Source organism: Timaviella obliquedivisa GSE-PSE-MK23-08B, from assembly GCA_019358855.1.
GTDB classification, from domain to species: domain Bacteria; phylum Cyanobacteriota; class Cyanobacteriia; order Elainellales; family Elainellaceae; genus Timaviella; species Timaviella obliquedivisa.
In genome coordinates this window covers 65920-84909 of sequence record JAHHII010000001.1, presented here as the reverse complement: position 1 = coordinate 84909, position 18990 = coordinate 65920, and the positions used below count along the sequence as shown (strand labels likewise).

Sequence of the window (18990 nt, the reverse complement as noted above, 5' to 3'; positions counted from 1 at the left end):
GAACCTGCCTAAAAACCGTCATGCTTTGTCTATGGTAAACCTAAACGACTTGGCTCACAGACTCCAAACGCCCCACAGCGGCTACCACTGGGACGGGAGCAAGCGCCGCTTTTTTGAAGGCTGGTACTACCGCGTGACGCTGCCCGATCGCTGTTCGCCTGGCAACCCGCAAACCTTCGCCTTCATGTACTCCATCGAAGACCCCAGCGGCGGCAGCCCCTACAGCGGTGGTGCCGCCCAAATTTTGGGCGCGAACGATGAATACCTCTGTCGCACCTTTCCTGATGTTGCCCAGTTTTGGGCGTGGCGGCAGGCGCTAGGCTTGGGGCACTGGCGAAAGACAGATCTATCCCAACCCGCTTACCTGGAGCCTGAAGACTTCGATCGCCACATTACAGAAGGCTATCAGGCAACTGCGACTTGGAATCAGGGCAGTCTCTACGATCCGGGTAGTGGACAGACTGCGCGCTGGCAATATGCAATTCAGCCTGTATATGGCTGGGGCGATCGGGTGCAACAATCTACCGCTGGTTGGCTGTCGCAGTTGCAAATTTTTGAACCAGGCTGGCAAATTTTGATGGCGCATGGCTGGGCAACCGGATGGGTTGAGTGGAACGGCAATCGCTACACTTTTACCAATGCTCCAGCCTACAGCGAAAAAAACTGGGGCGGTTCCTTCCCGCAAAAATGGTTTTGGCTTAACTGCAACGCTTTTGACTCAGAGCCCGACTTGGCTCTCACTGCGGGTGGCGGTAAACGCAGCGTTTTGGGGCTAATGGAATCAGTGGCAATGGTGGGGATTCATTACAAAGGCAAGTTTTATGAATTTGTGCCTTGGAATGGCTCAGTTCACTGGGAAATTGACCCTTGGGGATATTGGCAGATGGTGGCGCAAAGCGATCGCTATCAGGTCACCTTATCGGGCAAAACAACTCGTCCGGGTACTCCTTTGCGCGCTCCCACTGCCCAAGGACTGATCTTTTGCTGCCGAGACACGATGAGCGGCGAACTGACTGTGACCTTGCGCGATCGCCAGTCTAAGCAAATTATTTTAGAGGCACACAGCACCCTTTGTGGACTAGAGACAGGCGGCGCTCCTTGGGCAGAAACTTGGGTTCACTAAGTCTGTTGACGAGACAACTGCTATCATGATTTTGTGCCCTGGGGCTGTAGCTCAGCAGGATAGAGCGACCGCCTCCTAAGCGGTAGGTCGCGCGTTCGAATCGCGCCAGTCCCGTACCTCCTGAAACCTTTACCAGCAAAGAATCTAGCATTATCAATGCAATTTCTAGCAATCTCTGCAATCCAAAGAGGAAAGGGTCAGCTAAAAAGTGCTTGACCCTCCAATGTAACGAGACATAACCTTTTGCAGGCAACAAGAGTAATAATTTTAGAGTTGACCCACTTCAACGACTACTCAGCACTCTACTCAGGAGTATTGTTTCGTGCTTCATCTTCGCTATAGGTAGAAGAGGCATTGTAAAGAGCATCCAATCGATCGCGCGCATCTTCAATCGTCATTGAACGCATCACCAAGAACGGCTCATTGACGATGTTACCGTGTCTATCTAGCAACTCGGGATGAGAAACCGAGCGAATGTGTGCGCCCGGACCCACCAAGGAATTTGATGAGTTAGGAGAAAACTGACCTTTGTAACCATAAGTGCGCTGAGAATCTGTGCCCAAAACCATAAGGTTGCGGATCAGATTGCCAACCGCCAGGAAAGCTAAGACTGTGAAAGCTAAAATATAAATTAGGTGCAACATAATTCTTTTTCCTCCAAGCAGATAATCCGCAAGTAGAGCAGATGGACTGTGGCTCTCATGCCCCAAGACTCTGAAACTACAACTTTTTTTATGAAACTATTCTCGTTCTGTTCAGACTTATTCAGACCTGTTGGACGTATTTTCTTAATAAATTGTTTACCTAGACTCTCAGATTACCAAAGAAATCTGAGTTTATCTACATCTTTGAATCTATGCCTTCAAGCTATTACTCTAGACCCGAAGCCTCTGAACGAGACTGCTTTCCTACTTTCCAGCATTCTGCTACAAGTTGATGCCAAGGCATCATGACTGCTGTATCGACTCCGACCTGTCCCTCAGTTGCTAACAGAAGCATTTTGGCGACTGAAACCTCCTGCTGGGCTTGTTTAACCCGACTCAATAAGTCAGCCTGGCATTCGCTGCCTAAAAATTTATGTTCTTGAAGTTCAAGAAGCGATCGCGATTTGTCAAACCAGTATTGGAAGTCATCTAGCAAGGGTTCTAGAAGGTTTTTCAAGAAATCAGAATCGGGCAAGTTGGAGTTAAGCATTGATCTTAAAAGTCTGTCTTTAGAATAGCAACTAGCTTAACGTAGTTTACGTTTCTTAACAAATGTTGATGAGTTACTCAGAATTGAGCGGGCTTAGAAAAGATTGCCGAAGGCATAGTTAAGGCAACTGTTCTTCGGCAAGATACAAAAAATTGTGTATTCGAGGTTCAGTTGGCTGAATACAATAGATAAGGTATGGCAGGGCGTACTCTTCGAGATACCTGCAAGGGGTTGCTTTCAAGTATCTGCAAGCGATCGCCGCCAGCCCCTAATTTCCAAATTATCGACGTATCGCTTAGACCTAATGCCTAACTCAGACGCTGCTTTGCCCCAAACTGAAAAAATCTATTTGCCGAAAACTAGCGAGTCCGAAACCCTCCAAAAGATTCGCCATACTGCGTCGCACGTCATGGCAATGGCGGTGCAGAAGCTGTTTCCCAAGGCGCAGGTAACGATCGGTCCTTCCATTGAAAACGGCTTTTACTACGACTTTGATAGCCCAGAACCCTTTACCGAGAAGGATCTTAAGGCAATTAAGAAGGAGATGACCAAGATCATCAACCGGAAGCTGCCTGTCATTCGTGAGGAAGTGACCCGAGAAGAGGCAAAGCGTCGAATTGAGGCAATTCAAGAACCTTACAAGTTGGAAATTTTGGAGGGATTGGAGGCACCGATTACCCTTTATCATTTGGGTGACCAGTGGTGGGATTTATGCGCAGGGCCTCATGTCGAGAGTACGGCGGAGTTGAACCCCGATGCGATCGCCCTGGAAAGCCTTGCCGGAGCCTATTGGCGCGGCGATGAAACCAAGGCACAGCTTCAGCGCATTTATGGCACCGCCTGGGAAACTCCAGAGCAGCTAGAGGAGTATCGTCGCCGCAAAGAAGAGGCGCTCCGCCGCGATCACCGCAAACTGGGCAAGGAACTAGGCTTATTCATTTTTTCTGATCAAGTTGGCCCTGGGCTGCCTCTGTGGACTCCGAAGGGCACAATTTTGCGATCGACCCTAGAGGATTTCCTCAAACAGGAGCAAATCAAAGGAGGCTATCAACAGGTTGTGACACCGCACATTGGTCGGGTTGATCTGTTTAAGGCATCGGGGCACTGGCAAAAATATAAAGATGACCTGTTCCCCATGATGGGCGAGTCTGAGGATGAAGGCTTTGTGCTGAAGGCGATGAACTGCCCTTTCCACATTCAAATTTACAAATCTAGCCTGCGTTCTTACCGAGAATTGCCGCTGCGTTTGGCAGAATTTGGTACGGTGTACCGCTACGAGCAATCTGGAGAGCTAGGCGGACTAACCCGTGTACGCGGCTTTACTCAAGATGATGCTCACCTATTCGTTACGCCCGAACAGTTGGATAGTGAGTTTCTTAAAGTTGTTGATCTGATTAAGCGAGTATTTGGCGTTCTAAACATGGGGAACTCGTTTAGAGCAAGGCTGAGTTTCCGTGATCCAGATTCGGACAAATACATTGGCTCAGATGAGAACTGGGAAAAATCTCAAAACGCTATTCGTAGAGCCGTCGAAACTTTAGATATGAAGTTTTTTGAGGGCATTGGCGAAGCTGCTTTCTATGGCCCTAAGCTCGACTTCATTTTTACAGATGCCCTAGACCGGGAGTGGCAGTTGGGCACGGTGCAAGTGGACTATAACTTGCCTGAACGGTTTAACCTGGAGTACGTTGCAGAAGATGGAATGCGCAAGCGTCCTATCATGATCCACCGTGCCCCCTTTGGCTCTTTAGAGCGATTAGTCGGGATTTTGATTGAAGAGTATGCGGGCGATTTTCCGCTGTGGCTGTCTCCCATACAAGTGCGGCTGCTGCCTGTGACTGAGGAGGTGTTGCCATTTGTCACCCAAGTTGTAGAGCAAATGCGATCGCTCAATATCCGCGCCGAGGTCGATGGGAGCGGGGAGCGGCTTGGCAAAATGATTCGCAACGCTGAGAAGGAAAAGATTCCAGTTATGGCAGTGGTGGGAGTTAAGGAAATGGAGGCAAGTACTCTGAATATCCGCACTCGCGCTTCTGGTGAACTGGGGGCAATTTCGGTGGCAGAAGTCATGGAGCGGGTGACCGGAGCGATCGCTCAGTACGCTAGCTTTTAAGGCATAGTGGGGCATACGCCCCATTACGTTCGATCGCCCCTAAAAATACTTAACGATCGCCTCTGCGAACTCCGAACACTTCAACGGTTGTACTGGAGGCTCCATCATGCGCGCCAAATCATACGTGACTTCTCCAGCCGCGATCGCCTTTCCTAAGCCCTGCTTAATTAAATCCGCTGCTTCTTGCCAGCCCAGATACTCCAGCATCATCACGCCCGAAAGAATTACTGAACCCGGATTAATCCGGTCTAGTCCTGCGTGCTTAGGCGCGGTGCCGTGGGTGGCTTCAAAAATGGCACAGGCATCACCAATGTTTGCGCCAGGGCCCATGCCCAAGCCTCCGACGATCGCTGCTGCTGCATCCGACAAGTAATCGCCGTTCAGGTTCATGGTTGCCAGAATAGAGTATTCATCGGGGCGAGTTTGAATTTGTTGAAAGATGCTGTCGGCGATGCGATCGTTGACCATAATTTTGTCTTTCCATTGCCCGTTGCCGTGGGTTTTCCCAATAGCCGTCAAAACTGCCTGGACTTCTTGGCAGATCTTTTCCTTCTTTTCAGGAGTCAGGGAATCGTAACCCGGTTCAATTTTGCGGGCATTGTCTTCCACACTTAAATCAGGGTTTTGCGCCTGGTTATCCAAAATCCACGATTCTTGCTCCGTAACACATTCATTGCGAAATTCAGTCGTTGCCAGTTCGTAGCCCCAGTCGCGGAATGCCCCTTCGGTGTACTTCATAATGTTGCCCTTGTGGACTAGAGTCACCATTTGCTTGGCTTTGGGTAACCGCAGAGCATGTTTCATGGCGCGTCGCACTAATCGCTGGGAGCCTGTTTTGCTGATGGGCTTAATGCCAATACCAGAATCGAGGGGAATTTGTTTTTTGCCGTGTTCAGGCGTAGCAGGAATAAAGTCGGTGTTGAGGAGCTTGATCAGGCGATCGCCCAATTCGCTGCCCTGCTTCCACTCAATGCCTAGATAGATATCTTCAGTATTTTCCCGGTAAACAATCACGTCTAGCTTTTCTGGCGTTTTGTGAGGCGAAGGCGTTCCAGCATAATACTTACAAGGGCGAACGCAGGTATAAAGATCGTGGATCTGGCGAAGCGCTACGTTGAGCGATCGAATCCCTCCGCCAATCGGTGTAGTCAAGGGCCCCTTGATCGCCACACCAAATTCTCGGATTGCTGTCAAAGTATCTTCTGGCAAATACTGATAGGTGCCATAGACATCACAGGCTTCATCTCCAGCATAAACCTTAAACCAAACCAGCTTGCGATCGCCCCCATAGGCTTTTTCTACTGCTGCATCAAATACGCGCTGCGAGGCAGGCCAAATATCTACCCCTGTCCCATCGCCTCGAATAAAAGGAATAATGGGATCATCTGGAACAATAGGTTCACCCTCTTTAAAGGTAATGCGAGAGCCGATCGCGGGGGGTGTGATTTTTTCGTACATGGTGGCTAATAGCTCCTATCGTGCAGTAAGTCCTTACGTCAGATTGGTTGTACCACAAACTGAGCAGCGTCCCCGCTCTTGACTGACATTTTTGGCGATCGTCTCGCAGATCATGGGCAGATTGAGCATTGCTAGATGAAAGGATGAATCTGAGGATGAATCTAAATCTCAGCCCCTTTCCTTCAGCTTTGCATCGCTTCATATTTCCATTCAGTAATGTCTAATCTTTTAATACTTTTAATAAATAAGGGTAGCAACATGACATCTTCATCTACCCTTCACCAACTCCGTCAGGAAGTACCCTAACGGGGACTGTATTCTGTTGTGTGACCCTGCGACACTAACCCCTAGATCCTCTATATCAGCCCACCAAAATGGGTCTTTAATCTAGGTTCCTCATTCAAATTAATAAATGACCATCAAAAAAGTATGGGACAAGGAAACTCTGGGCATCCTTTTAGAGTCCTAGATCATTAACCCCTCCTATTGGGAACAATATTTACTAACAGTAGAAACGCCCCTATCATCTGGAGCAGTTGAGACGAACGCTATGACAGCACAAAACAGTTACGCTGATGCAGACTACGAATCACCTAGCGTCGTTCACTTTCAACGACGCGACGACGATGAACTCGAACCTGATGTTGACCAGCTTGAGCAAGATGTGGTCAGTCTCGAACTTGAGTATTCTGACTCGGCAGGTCTGAACAAAAACGCAGGTCGCCGCACCACCGATCTTGTGCGTCTTTATCTTCAAGAAATTGGTCGCGTCCACCTTCTGGGCAGAGACGAAGAAGTTTCTGAAGCACAAAATGTTCAGCGTTACATGGGTCTAGTCGAGCGCCGCAACGTTGCTGCTGAAGGTGATCCGCAAATCAAGCAATATGTTCAGCTTATCGAGGCACACGATCGCCTTGCTTCCACATTAGGTCATCGCCCATCCTGGGAGCGTTGGGCATCTGAAGGGGGCGTTTCGGTAACTGAACTTAAGCCCATTTTGGCAGCAGGCAAACGCCGCTGGGCAGAAATTGTCGAGGTCGCAGTTGAAGAGCTAGACCGCATTAAAGCAGAAGGCACTCGCGCCAAAGATCACATGATCAAAGCTAACCTGCGTCTGGTCGTCTCTGTTGCCAAAAAATATCAGAACCGAGGTTTAGAGCTCCTTGACCTGATTCAAGAAGGAACTTTGGGCTTAGAGCGAGCAGTTGAAAAGTTTGATCCTACTAAAGGCTATCGGTTCAGCACCTATGCTTACTGGTGGATTCGTCAGGGCATTACCCGGGCGATCGCCACGCAAAGTCGCACCATCCGCCTTCCCGTTCACATTACTGAAAAGTTAAACAAAATTAAAAAGGCACAGCGCAAAATTTCTCAAGAAAAGGGAAGAGTGCCCACCCTAGAAGATATTGCAGTTGAGCTAGACATGACTGCTACCCAAGTCCGCGAGGTGCTACTACGCGTTCCTCGTGCAGTTTCCCTAGAAACGAAAGTCGGCAAAGATCGCGACACCGAGCTAGGCGACCTATTAGAAACTGATGGGATTTCCCCTGAAGACATGTTGATGCGGGAAGCACTCCACCGAGACTTACAGCAGCTTCTAACCGACCTGACCAGCCGGGAGCAAGATGTAATTAAAATGCGATTTGGTTTGGGCGATGGTCAGCCTTACTCGTTAGCCGAGATTGGACGCGCTCTTGACCTATCGCGCGAACGAGTTCGCCAAATTGAGGCAAAGGCATTGCAAAAGCTGCGCCAACCTAAGCGGCGCAACCGAGTCAGAGATTATCTAGAAGCCCTGACTTAAGGCAAATTGAATCATTCCTAATGGGGCGGGGTTTCTAGTAAACCCTGCTTTTTTAGCGTTTCGGCTCTTCTGATTTTTAGGTGATAAGCAAGATGCCTGCCCTACGGTTTTCACCATAATTCCAGAAGAGTCGCTTTCTATCCTAGATATCGTTACTCTTGTTAAAAAACTCTGAGAACTGAAAGTTTGTGGTGGTCTCAATTTGCTTGAGCATCGATCGCGTGATCAATTTTCCTTGTTCTACTAACACTTGTCCTGTCACCGAGTGCAATAAGTTTTGCTCAGCCCGTCGCCCAATTAAATCCTCAATGTCTTTAATGGAGTTAATGTACATTCCCGCAGGCAACTCCACTACCACCCCATTGCTCAAGACACAGGCCTGGCAAGCGAGACGCGAATTAGTTTTGCAGGAGGTAATGACTTCCAGCGTCCGTTGTTCGCGGCGGTTAATAGGAGAAAGCCCTTCCATGCCCTCGCGTACATAAATATGGCAGGTGGCGCACATGCCGCGTCCGCCGCACTCTCGCAATACGTCTAGGTCTTTGTTGAGCAAAACTGACAGCAGGTTGTCGTTAGTTGTAACAGAAGTGTCTTGGGCGATCGGTTCTAATCTGACAGTTTTAGCCATTCAGTCAAATTCTCCACGGATATTTAGGACAAGGTTTATTCAGGCGGCAGGATAGTTTTTTGGCGATCGCTCAGGGGCATCTGTCTAGCCCTTTTAGGAAAGTCACGAATGACTTTAGAGCATCGTTTGATAAAAGCAGAAACCCAGGTTTGCAGCAACTCATGTTGCTCTAGGGTAAGCGCCAGAGAATCAGCGATAGCTTGCCCTAAAAAAACTACTTCAGCCGATCGCTCGACCTGAAATAGCTGCATCCAGTCTGCTTCAGGACGGCTCGTTTTCCAATAATTTGTGACTACTATAGTGCCCAGATACTGAACCGCAAGCTTACTGAAATGATTAATTGCGGTCAGGGCTTCTTTAAGGCTGATAGTCGGCTTAGGCGGCTGGATGAAGGTGACAAGACTTTGGCTGAGAGCGGCAGGCTTAGAGGGAATGGACTGAGCAGCCAGGGTTTGGAAGGTGGCGATCGCTCGGTCTTCCTCAGCTTTCAAAATGTTTTTGACCTCTTCAATCCGGACATAGTAGTCGGCTTGAACCTGGCTAGGATGCATAACGACTAACAGCGTCACTCCATAGTCAAGCTTATAGACATGAATCTGATGATCGCTGAAGCAAAACTCGAAACTTTCAAAGTCGGCAGGAGTCGTATCGACTACTTGCTGAATGCCTTGGGCAAGGGCTTTGCGTTGATTATCGTTAAGAGCCTGACAGAATCCATGAAAATACGGGCGCGATCGCCCATTTAACAAGGCAACTCCTCCCAGACCCGGCAAGTTCAAGAAATTTTGGATCGCTTCTTGCTTCATAGAGATGCCTTAAAAACTCTCCACTGCGTAGGTCACGGCATAGGTACGGATAATACCCGCAAAAGTATAGCGATCGCGCTTCATAAAACTGCACAGGAAAAATTTGGAAAAACCAAATCTACTAAGAGTTTCAGATACAATTGCTGGATTCGATTGACTGCTCCTTGCCCTAACTTCAGCCGCTGATTTTGTACTATGCCTGAATAAAAGTAAATATTAGCCTTATCAATATGTCTGTTAGTTCGTCAGAAGCCTCAAGGGAGGTAAAGTGATAAGGTCATCAGTGATTCCCTCCAATCGGGCAAGATGTTTGAGTCAGCCTGTTGTCGGTCATGCTGTGATCTGTCAAGCACCGTTTATCTGTTTTGTTGTCGGGCTTCCGTTTCGTTTCAGATTAAATTAGATATGTCTGATCTTCCTTTTACTTTGGATCAGTTACGCATTCTTAAGGCGATCGCCGCTGAAGGAAGTTTTAAGCGGGCTGCTGATAGTCTTTACGTGTCTCAACCAGCCGTTAGTCTCCAGGTGCAAAACCTGGAACGACAGCTTGATGTCCCGCTGTTTGACCGAGGTGGTAGACGGGCACAGCTAACAGAAGCCGGGCATCTCCTGCTCAGTTATGGCGATCGCATTCTCAGCCTTTGTCAAGAAACCTGTCGGGCGATCGAAGATTTACAAAATCTGCAAGGCGGCACGCTGATTGTCGGCGCTAGTCAAACCACAGGCACCTATCTATTGCCCCGAATGCTTGGGCTGTTTCGCCAAAAGTATCCCGATGTAGCCGTACAACTTCACGTTCACTCCACTCGACGCACTGCCTGGAGCGTTGCCAACGGGCAAATTGATTTGGCAATTATTGGCGGCGAGATTCCGCCTGAACTCCATGACTCCCTCGACATTATTCCCTACGCCGAAGATGAAATGGCACTGATTCTGCCTGTGTTTCATCCGTTGGCAAGGGCAGGACATATTGAAAAAGACGATTTGTACAAACTTCAGTTCATTGCTCTGGACTCTCAATCGACTATTCGCAAGGTGATTGACCAAGTGTTAACTCGCTGTGGCATTGACACGCGACGGCTGAAAATTGAGATGGAATTAAACACAATTGAAGCGATTAAGAATGCGGTTCAAGCGGGGCTGGGCGCTGCCTTTGTTTCTATTTCTGCCATTGAGAAGGAATTGCAGATGGGTGTGCTGCATCGCTCTCGAATTGAAGGTGTAGTCGTCAACCGGACTTTATCCGTCATCGTTAATCCTAATCGCTATCGGTCTAAGGCAGCTGAAGCATTTACCGCCGAGATTTTGCCCCAGTTTGCAACGTATAAGCCTGCTCCGCCCGAAGAAAACGGTGCTAAGCTCGAAACCCTGGCTCCCCTGACGCTGGAAACAACTTAGGAGTTGCAGTTAAATAACACCTTGAATCGCCCCCTAAATCCCCCATTCTGGTGGACTTTGAAAGGTTCGGAAGTCGCCTCAGAATGGGGGATTTAGCGATTATCTTAAAAGTCAATGCGTCTCACTGGGTTTTATTTTCACGCAACTCCTTAGACGATACACTGTTAGGCGATGCACCTGAAGGTGCAATCTTGAGCTAGGTGGACTGAATTGAAGCTCTCCTCTTCGCCTGTATGCACTCCTATGGAAATTTGCTGCACTCGTCCTAGTTGTCCTCGTCCTGTTAATCATTTCGCGGATTTAGATGATTTAACTACCCTAAAAACTATTCAGCAGAAGTTTTGTACGACTTGTGGAATGCCGCTGATGCTATTGGGGCGGTACTTGCCTGTGCGCCTATTGGGTCGGGGTGGCTTTGGAGCAGCGTATTTAGCGCGCGATCGCTATACGCCTGCCATGCGCCAATGCGTAGTCAAGCAATTCCAGCCTTCAGGTGATTTATCTGCCGATCAACTGCAACTCGCACACAGCTTATTTGAGCGGGAAGGGCAGGTTTTAGAGCAACTGGGCAACCACCCCCAAATTCCTGATCTTTTGGCCTTTTTCGACTTGGATGTGCCGAACCGCAATGCTAGTAAGCCCGATCGCTTTTTTTACCTCGTCCAAGAGTTCATTGACGGGCAGAATATGGAAGAAGAACTGGCTCAAAAGGGTAAGTTTTCTGAGTCAGGTGTGACTGAACTGCTAGAAGAAATCCTTAAGGTGCTGAAGTTTGTCCACGAGAACGGCTCCATTCACCGAGATATTAAGCCCTCAAACATTATGCGTCGGCGGGATGGGCGATTTTACCTACTCGATTTTGGAGCAGTCAAGCAGGTCACAACGGCTCCGCTGGCAGGACAAGCCGGGAGAGCCTCTACAGGTATTTACTCAATGGGGTTTGCACCGCCAGAGCAGATGCAGGGCAGTATGGTCTATCCAGCCACTGATTTATATGCGTTGGCAGTGACTTGCCTGATGTTACTGACGGCAAAAGACCCTAGCGAACTTTACGATGCCTACAGCAATAGCTGGAAATGGCAATCCGAAGTAAAAGTTAGCGATCGCCTCGCCAAAGTATTTGACCGAATGCTGCTGCCCACTCCCAGTCAGCGATTTCAATCAGCAGATGATGTAGTTGCTGCACTGAAGCCAACAAATTCTCCTGCCCCGATCGCACCTAAGCCTGCCCCTGCACCTATTCCGGCTCCTGCCGCGATCGCGCCTAAATCACCTCCAGCGCCACTGCCTCCAGCGCCATCAGCTTCAACACTGCCTCCTGCCCCGATCGCGCCTGCGCCTGCTGCCTTAGGTAAACGCCGTTCTTTTTCAACGTTAGAAATTTTGGGTGGCGCTGCGTTTACGGGGTTTGAGGGAGGACTGTTGGCGATCGCCCTTGCCAGCCTCTTTGGAACTGCCTTTAATCCTAGCTTTTGGCTAGTTTTAGCAGGAGTTTTGGGAGTCATGGTGTTTGCCCAATCGCGGCGCTGGATTGAGAAGGTTGATTTGATGATTATTGCTGCAATTACGCTGGCATTAGTCCTATTTGTTCCTTTCTTAAGCGGGATTTTGGGCACATTAGGAGGTATAGGAACGCCAACTGCGGTGATTTTACTGGTGTCCGTATTTTCAGCATTAATATCAGTGGCAGTGGCAACGGTATTTCGTCTAATTTACAATCTGCTCTCTCGGTTGTTTTAGGCGCTAATCTGAGCTTGTATGATTCTGTTGCTCCTGAACCTTCCATGTCTCAGAAAAACGATACTCCTGCGCTCATTTTGTCTCTGTTGGTTACCTTAGCTTTAATTGGAGGCGGGTTATGGTGGTTTGCCAATCGCTTCGGAGCAGGGCAACCCCTGCCTACTAATCCCGCCCAAGCGCCTAACGCTAACTCTGATCCTAATAATTCTTTATCTCTGAAAGATCGCCTGAGTTTAGGCGAGAAGCTGCTCGTAGTAGAGGGAGCTTCGACTGATAAGAAAAATGGAGTGGCGGCGATCGCGGCTCAGAACTGGTCAGGGGCGATTGCCTCTTTCCAAGCTGCCTTGCAAAGCGATCGCAATGACCCAGAATCTTTGATTTACCTGAACAATGCCAAAATTGGCGCTCAGACGGCTTATACCATTGCGGTTTCTGTTCCTGCCACTGAATCTATCAACCCAGCATTGGAAATCTTGCGGGGGGTGGCTCAAGCCCAGTCCCAAGTGAATCAGGCGGGCGGCATCAACGGCACACCGTTAAAGGTGCTGATTGTTAACGATGATAATGACCCTAACACGTCTAAGGAGGTCGCAACAGCGTTAGTTCAGGATGCTTCAGTGTTAGGTGTGATTGGGCATTTTGGCAGTGATGCCACTCTAGCCGCCGGAGCGATTTATCAAAAAGGAGGACTGGTGATGATTTCACCGACCAGTACCTCGGTACAAATTTCGAGTCTGGGGAATGCAGTATACCGGACAGTACCCAGCGATCGCTTTACGGCATCAGCACTTTCGCGCTATATGCTCAACACCCTGCAAAAGCAAAATGCGGCAGTTTATTACAATTCTGCAAGCTCTTACAGCAAGTCTCTTAAAGAAGAATTTACGACAGCATTGACTAGCGACGGGGGGGCGATCGCGGCTGAATATGACTTGGCAAGTCCAGCATTTAGAGCGGCTGAGTCCGTCGAGCAAGCTCTCCAGCAGGGCGCACAGGTGTTAGTACTGGCAGCCAACACCGCCACGCTCACTCCAGCGCTAGAGGTGATTGCGGCGAACCGGCAGCGGCTGCAAGTTTTGGGGGGAGACAGTTTATATACTCCCAAGGTGTTGCAAACGGGTGAATCGGCAGCGGGTATGGTTGTGGCGGTTCCGTGGATTTTATTGTCGAATCCTAACGCGCCTTTTGCCCAGGAGTCGCGGCAGCTTTGGGGGGGTGATGTGAACTGGCGAACGGCAATGGCATACGATGCAGCGATGACGCTAGTGGAGGGGTTAAAGAGTGGCGGCGATCGCCAAGCCGTCTTGCAAACCATTGCCCGACCCGGTTTCTCGTTCCAAGGCGCAACGGGTACAGTCAAGTTTTTACCATCGGGCGATCGGAATCAGCCAATGCAGCTTGTTGTCATTCAAGCTGGAGGGCGATCGGGCTACGGCTACGATTTTGTACCGGCACCGTAGGATCACTGAGAACACCTAAGTACAGGTTAAACCTGACTCTCCTGACAACTATTCCAAAAAACAATTTGGACTTTGGATATTCATGCAGGGGCATCAACATTCAAAGTCCAGATTTAAGTCCTCTATTGTAAAACCTATTGCTGCTGCGGGCGTTGTGGCACAACTGATTCGGCAGGTAAGCAGAGCAAGTTATCTCCGTATGTACGGATCAGCCCTCGCTGACGGAGCTTACCCATTAAGCGAGTTACCGTTACGCGGGTCGAACCGATCGCACTCCCAATCTGAGCATGAGTCAACGTCCAAGGTAGACAGTACCCTGCCTCACAAGGCTCACCGAATTCTTCAATCAAAAGAGTGAGAAATCCAAGGAGGCGATCGATCGTTCGCCGTTGACCTAACGTGCTCAGCCACAGGAGCTTACGCTGATGTTGGTAGCGAAACGCATCCAACACTTCCCGACGAAAATGAGGCCAATTGTCTAAATCGTGCCAGTAGAGCCAGATCACTGAAGTTTGGTCAACATGGGCAAAGCTTTGAAGATTGAAGGGCGACTGCGCCACAATTTCAAAGGGTTGACCAGCGCCAACAAAGCCTAAAAAAGCTTCTTCTGAATTAATCCGAGGAACGCGAGAACTACTGGTATTAGCCGTAACTTGTGCCTCTCCAACGAGACGAACAGAGCCTCTTTGAACGAGATAAAGCAAACCAGCACGGGCGGGAATTCGCTCATCTTTGTTAAAAGTGCGACAGCGGTAATGTTCCTGTGCCCAATCTAAAATCCGTTGCCAGGTTAGAAAAGGGCGAGAATTCTCAGGTTGAGATGATACTGAATACATAAGAAGGGAGCCATAGAAGTCAGTTGAGACGGGGAAATTCTGAACTGAGGGTGAGAGATACTGTTTGCGATAAGCTCGGCTTAACCCCTATGCTCGGAGCAATTCATTAGGGATAAGACAAGTTTAGCTTTGTATTTTTTTTATAGAGTAGAGAGAAACTACGGAAACATCTACGTAATGGCAATTTCCTAACGTCTTTTTTATTTTGACTCCCTTTGTCTTTACTTTACCTTCAAACAAATATTCATTTCCCCTCAGTAGATCACTCTAAAATCAGTAGTTTCTAGGAGATTCAAAGTGGTGTTTCTGTGAGTTTAAACATCTTTTCTTCAAGTTATCCTGGACTACAACTCTTCGTGAAGCATCGGCTACACGAGTCTATTAACATTCAAGCACAGAATCAGCACCTCGATTTGCCTAGAAACCTTGTACTAGAGTCAATTCGCTCTGCGCAGTCGCGAATTGTTCTTGCTCGTGAAATCCCGGTAAAGCTTGCTATAAATCAGACTCAAATTTCCTACGTATCTGCGATCGCTTTCCTTTTAGAAAAATCCTGGGGTCAACCTGCTACAGAAATAGCTCAGAAGCTTACAGAAAGCCTGCTTCAGGCTTCCAATTTAAGAAATTTTGAAGAGCTACCTTCTCCGCTTCGATCAGTTTGGAAAAGCTTTTCATTTGATACGAATTCGACAGGTTGGATTACTCTCAAACTCTCGGATCAAGGATTAGCTAAATGGTTAGAAATTCTGATTTATTTCTTTCAGAATTTAAAAGATTCATCTTATGAGATAAATAACTGGGACGAAACTTCTCGAATTCATCTGCGTGATTCCACTGTTACTCTCTCTCCCTTAAGTGGAATTACGTATAATAAAGACCTATTCCGTAATTCTACGGATGTTTTACTAGCTCAACATGCCCATGCCCGATGTTGCTCACTGCTGCGGATGGGAATGCAGCAAGGCTTGATCCAACTAGCGGCTTTCCCTAGGGGGCAGAGCATTGTCGAGCCAGTACCTTGGTTAGGAGAAGCCGCATTACTTCGATGCCATCATTCATCTGAGCATCAATTAATTAGGCAAATCTGCCAAAACTTAGATGAGATTTCTTTAATCAGTAGTTTTTCTGACCCACAAAGGACGCTAAAGCAACTGAGTAAATTGAGTCAAGCCTTTCACCGTTTTTACGCCGATTGTCTTATTTTCAATAAGGTTGAGGTGAATAACCTAGCACTGGCTCAGGTACGGCTAGGGATAGTAGATCTAGTGCGATCGCTTCTACACCTCCTTTTAGAAGACGGTCTTGGCATTCTGGCTCCCCCAGAACTATAAATTTTTGCAGCTATCGACACATTGATGTAACAAGGGTGGCAAAAATACGACATACCTCAGGAAGATGTGCTAATGTTGAGGGGTGTGAGGAGCGAACCAGTCAGAGTGCCGAGACGAAACACGGTCAGTCGTCGGCACTCTTTCTGACTTTAAAGCTCAACTCTTTTTTAAGCAGGAACGTTTCTGGGCAAATAGCACTCAACAACCCGCCCTACACTCCGAAACTGTTGGTAATAGGCTCGGCTCACTTCATCACCTTGAGCCGACAAAACATCAATGCCAATGCCGTTTCGCCCCTGAGCTTTTCCTGAACTGTGAATGTAGCACCTTTCGCCGACGTGAAGGGCAACGTGGGTTGCTTTTAGAGGTGTTCCAAAAAAAATTAAGTCTCCTGGCTGAATCATCTCAAGAGTAACCTTTTGGACAAAATCTTCTTGCTGATACGCATCTCTGGGCAACCAAATGCCATTGACCATAAATGCAGCTTGAATCAACCCTGAACAGTCGTAGTTTGCGCCTACAGTACCGCCCCAAAGATAGAAATTGGGCTGAGACATAGCAGCCTGAGTGTAGGCAATAATTTGGGGGATGCGAGCTTGAATTTCGGATGCTGAAAGCGTTGGCGTTGGCTGATACGCTGCTTCTGCGACTTCGATCAAATCAATATCTTCTAACGGTAGCCAGCCCGGATAATCGTCTTCGCACAAGCAAACTTGGATGGCTTGCCCTTGAATTTTTCTGGCTTGTTCAGGGGGTAATGGATGCAAGCGCAGTTGTCGTCCAGCGATCGCCTGAGTAGCAAGACTCTGAAGTTCAGGCGAATCATAGAGATTAAGATTTGCTAAACACTCATATTCGAGAGGATGACCTGTATCAAAGGCAGCTTGAAGTTGGGGCAGGGTGACCATAATTAGTTAACTTATTATTTTATCTAGAGTGTTTTAATACCTTCAGGGTTCGGTTTATGGCTTTTTTCCGGCGAGATCAACAATTAGAGCACTGGGGCGATCGCATTTTATCGGCAACTTGGGCACAATTCCCAGCCTTAGCACGTACTCAAATTGCCCTAACTTGGTTGGTATACGATGCCCCTGTACCCGTCAACACAGGTGGAGCGCTCACACCTCAAGAGTTTTGGCAGCACTCAGTACGGGGTTTTACGTACCGGGGCGTAGAACGGATTTATCCGGCTAGCGTGGTTAAGTTGTTCTATCTTGTCGCAGTTCATGAATGGCTAGAAAAAGCGATGCTTTCGTCGTCAGCCGAACTGGAACGAGCAGTGCGCGACATGATTGTCGATTCCAGCAATGATGCGACGAGTTTAGTCATAGATATGCTGACTGGAACAACCAGCGGTCCCGAATTACCTAGTGAACCCTTTGAAAGTTGGAAGACTCAACGAAATATTATCAATCGCTATTTTCAGTCTTTAGGCTGGGTGGAGTTAGAGGGCATCAACGTTAACCATAAGACTTGGTGTGATGGCGCGTATGGTCGAGAGCAGGCATTTCTGGGCAAGGGGCGGGAAAACCAAAACCTGTTAACGACCGATGCCACGGCAAAGCTGTTGCATAGCATCATGGGTGGAGTGGCAGTTTCGGCAAAGCGATCGCAGATCATGATGGGACTCATGAAGCGCAGCCTAGAGCCCAGAGATTTAGCAGCTAACCCCGAAAACCAAGTTACTGGATTTTTAGGAGGCGGAGTTCCTGCCAATGCCCAGCTTTGGTCAAAAGCTGGACTGACTAGCCAAGTTCGCCACGATGCTGCCTATATTGAAATTCCTGAGCAACGCCCTTACCTTCTCGTGGTTTTTACAGAAGGAAAGCCCCACAGTACAAATGATGCAATTCTGCCATTTGTTTCTCAGCAGATTGTGGAAGCAGTAAGAGAACTTTGAGCCTTTCAAAATCTACAGCCTAGGGCTTACATTTAAGCGATCGAAAGACCATGGCGGCATTTCCCTTGGCGTTCTGTCCTGCTGCTGAGAGGACAGCTATGTTACGTTCGGCATTTTTAACAACCCTGACCTGATATTGCACAGCCGGAATAGGCATTTGCTCAGAAAGAACGAGAGATCCTTCTTGAATAGTTACCTGAGTCAGAACCCCACAAAATGCTTGGTTCTCAGTGCGAGACGTAATGGGTTTGAATGCCGCTTCAACTTGAGAAGAGAACGAAAATCCTGGAAAGAATTCGTTGTTAAGCTCTTCTTCAGCATCTTCGGTAGTCACTTCGTTGATAGGAATACGGGCAATGAAAAGTTCGATTTCTGGAGGGGGTAGAACTTGGGACTGTAAACCAGGAAGTTTGCGGGCAGAGGCGACCACGGCAACTTTTGCGCCGCCTAGATTAGTTCCGAAGGTGCCTTCAGAGCCACCCGGAATTTTGTAGGCAATCAGGCTTTGAGCGATCGCCTCTGCGCGTTTAGGATCAAAAGCATTATTTAGGGTTTTCAGCCCTAGCCCCACAACGCCCACAGAAATCAGAAAAATAGCTCCCGCAAAGATGGCGATCGCCTCCCAAATGCTGACCGAATATGGCGTTGTAGGGCTTGAAGTTACAGAGTTTGCATTTGCCACAAAAATTGAACCTAATGGGAACACTTTGGAATAATACAGTGCCGCTTATTGTAAAACAGGGCATATCTTTTAGGCTTTACTTCCGTAAGAGCCTGCAAAGTAAAATCTAATCATCTAGCCGCAGTAGCTTGCGGTAAAAGGTTTGAGAAAAGTCGGCAATGCGGACGCTTTTGAAGGTAAATAACACATCAATTAGGAAATCTACAAACTCGAAGTTTGCCAACATCACTTCATAGCTCAAATCGGCGTTACCATCAAATTGCAGCCGACAGCGCACTAAGTCGGCGGGCAGTGAAGAAATGCTCCAGCTGGCAACAAACGGGATGCTCTCTCCCCCTTCAATGCTGCGAATGCCCTCTAAACTGCCAGTTTGGTAGAGGCTGATAGCGAGCGGCAACGCGCTTTTCTTGCGTCCTTGGTAGTAAGGCGCATAGACGTTGACATCACGAGGGTTAGCTGGCTGGAGAGTTTCGAGAGACATACTCAGATTCCTTGATTCCGCTGATGATGAGTAGGA

The 18990-nt window shown here is 48.3% G+C and carries 17 protein-coding genes and 1 tRNA gene; 9 read left to right on the top strand and 9 right to left on the bottom strand.

Annotated elements, in window-relative coordinates; translation table 11 throughout:
- Positions 1 to 31: 31 nt before the first annotated feature.
- The gene (locus KME11_00410; protein MBW4513668.1) at positions 32 to 1123 is read left to right on the top strand and encodes a tocopherol cyclase family protein; all 1092 of its coding nucleotides are present in this window, start codon (positions 32 to 34) and stop codon (positions 1121 to 1123) included.
- A 40-nt stretch (positions 1124 to 1163) separates the two neighbouring features.
- A tRNA-Arg gene (locus KME11_00405) sits at positions 1164 to 1237 on the top strand.
- Positions 1238 to 1425: 188 nt separating this feature from the next.
- On the opposite strand, the gene KME11_00400 is transcribed toward KME11_00405, so the two are convergent.
- Both KME11_00400 and KME11_00395 read right to left on the bottom strand, forming a co-directional pair.
- Complete coding sequence (locus KME11_00400) at positions 1426 to 1767, bottom strand: DUF2973 domain-containing protein (protein ID MBW4513667.1); 342 nt, start codon at positions 1765 to 1767, stop codon at positions 1426 to 1428.
- A gap of 226 nt (positions 1768 to 1993) precedes the next feature.
- Positions 1994 to 2317 (bottom strand): DUF2605 domain-containing protein, encoded by a 324-nt coding sequence (locus KME11_00395; GenBank protein ID MBW4513666.1) that lies wholly within the window; start codon positions 2315 to 2317, stop codon positions 1994 to 1996.
- A gap of 304 nt (positions 2318 to 2621) precedes the next feature.
- Between KME11_00395 and thrS the strand changes: the two genes are divergently transcribed.
- Positions 2622 to 4430 carry a threonine--tRNA ligase gene (gene thrS, locus KME11_00390; protein ID MBW4513665.1) on the top strand — a complete coding sequence of 603 codons (1809 nt, stop codon included), beginning with the start codon at positions 2622 to 2624 and terminating at the stop codon, positions 4428 to 4430.
- A 39-nt stretch (positions 4431 to 4469) separates the two neighbouring features.
- Here thrS and KME11_00385 read toward each other — a convergent pair whose 3' ends face one another.
- On the bottom strand, positions 4470 to 5888 hold the full coding sequence (locus KME11_00385) for an NADP-dependent isocitrate dehydrogenase (protein MBW4513664.1): 1419 nt from the start codon (positions 5886 to 5888) through the stop codon (positions 4470 to 4472).
- A 550-nt stretch (positions 5889 to 6438) separates the two neighbouring features.
- Between KME11_00385 and sigC the strand changes: the two genes are divergently transcribed.
- Positions 6439 to 7692, top strand: a complete 1254-nt coding sequence (sigC, locus tag KME11_00380; protein MBW4513663.1) for an RNA polymerase sigma factor SigC — start codon at positions 6439 to 6441, stop codon at positions 7690 to 7692.
- A gap of 142 nt (positions 7693 to 7834) precedes the next feature.
- On the opposite strand, the gene KME11_00375 is transcribed toward sigC, so the two are convergent.
- Complete coding sequence (locus tag KME11_00375; protein MBW4513662.1) at positions 7835 to 8320, bottom strand: (2Fe-2S)-binding protein; 486 nt, start codon at positions 8318 to 8320, stop codon at positions 7835 to 7837.
- Between the two features lie 35 nt (positions 8321 to 8355).
- Positions 8356 to 9126, bottom strand: a complete 771-nt coding sequence (locus KME11_00370) for a hypothetical protein (GenBank protein ID MBW4513661.1) — start codon at positions 9124 to 9126, stop codon at positions 8356 to 8358.
- Positions 9127 to 9531: 405 nt separating this feature from the next.
- On the opposite strand from KME11_00370, the gene KME11_00365 reads away from it, so the two are divergent.
- The 3 genes from KME11_00365 to KME11_00355 all read left to right on the top strand — a co-directional run bounded on the left by KME11_00365 (position 9532) and on the right by KME11_00355 (position 13724).
- Positions 9532 to 10524, top strand: coding sequence for a LysR family transcriptional regulator (locus KME11_00365; protein MBW4513660.1), 993 nt, complete (start codon positions 9532 to 9534; stop codon positions 10522 to 10524).
- Between the two features lie 243 nt (positions 10525 to 10767).
- Entirely contained in the window at positions 10768 to 12264 is a 1497-nt protein-coding gene (locus KME11_00360) for a serine/threonine protein kinase (GenBank protein ID MBW4513659.1), read from the top strand.
- A 44-nt stretch (positions 12265 to 12308) separates the two neighbouring features.
- Positions 12309 to 13724 carry an ABC transporter substrate-binding protein gene (locus KME11_00355; GenBank protein ID MBW4513658.1) on the top strand — a complete coding sequence of 472 codons (1416 nt, stop codon included), beginning with the start codon at positions 12309 to 12311 and terminating at the stop codon, positions 13722 to 13724.
- Positions 13725 to 13858: 134 nt separating this feature from the next.
- On the opposite strand, the gene KME11_00350 is transcribed toward KME11_00355, so the two are convergent.
- Entirely contained in the window at positions 13859 to 14560 is a 702-nt protein-coding gene (locus KME11_00350) for a Crp/Fnr family transcriptional regulator (GenBank protein ID MBW4513657.1), read from the bottom strand.
- Between the two features lie 308 nt (positions 14561 to 14868).
- Between KME11_00350 and KME11_00345 the strand changes: the two genes are divergently transcribed.
- Positions 14869 to 15891, top strand: coding sequence for a hypothetical protein (locus tag KME11_00345; protein ID MBW4513656.1), 1023 nt, complete (start codon positions 14869 to 14871; stop codon positions 15889 to 15891).
- Positions 15892 to 16058: 167 nt separating this feature from the next.
- On the opposite strand, the gene KME11_00340 is transcribed toward KME11_00345, so the two are convergent.
- On the bottom strand, positions 16059 to 16799 hold the full coding sequence (locus tag KME11_00340; GenBank protein ID MBW4513655.1) for a C40 family peptidase: 741 nt from the start codon (positions 16797 to 16799) through the stop codon (positions 16059 to 16061).
- A gap of 56 nt (positions 16800 to 16855) precedes the next feature.
- Between KME11_00340 and KME11_00335 the strand changes: the two genes are divergently transcribed.
- The gene (locus tag KME11_00335; protein ID MBW4513654.1) at positions 16856 to 17791 is read left to right on the top strand and encodes a class A beta-lactamase-related serine hydrolase; all 936 of its coding nucleotides are present in this window, start codon (positions 16856 to 16858) and stop codon (positions 17789 to 17791) included.
- A gap of 19 nt (positions 17792 to 17810) precedes the next feature.
- Here the strand turns inward: KME11_00335 and KME11_00330 are convergent, their stop codons facing one another.
- Both KME11_00330 and KME11_00325 read right to left on the bottom strand, forming a co-directional pair.
- Entirely contained in the window at positions 17811 to 18473 is a 663-nt protein-coding gene (locus KME11_00330) for a hypothetical protein (GenBank protein MBW4513653.1), read from the bottom strand.
- 106 nt (positions 18474 to 18579) lie between these two features.
- Complete coding sequence (locus KME11_00325) at positions 18580 to 18954, bottom strand: hypothetical protein (GenBank protein MBW4513652.1); 375 nt, start codon at positions 18952 to 18954, stop codon at positions 18580 to 18582.
- Positions 18955 to 18990 lie beyond the last annotated feature (36 nt).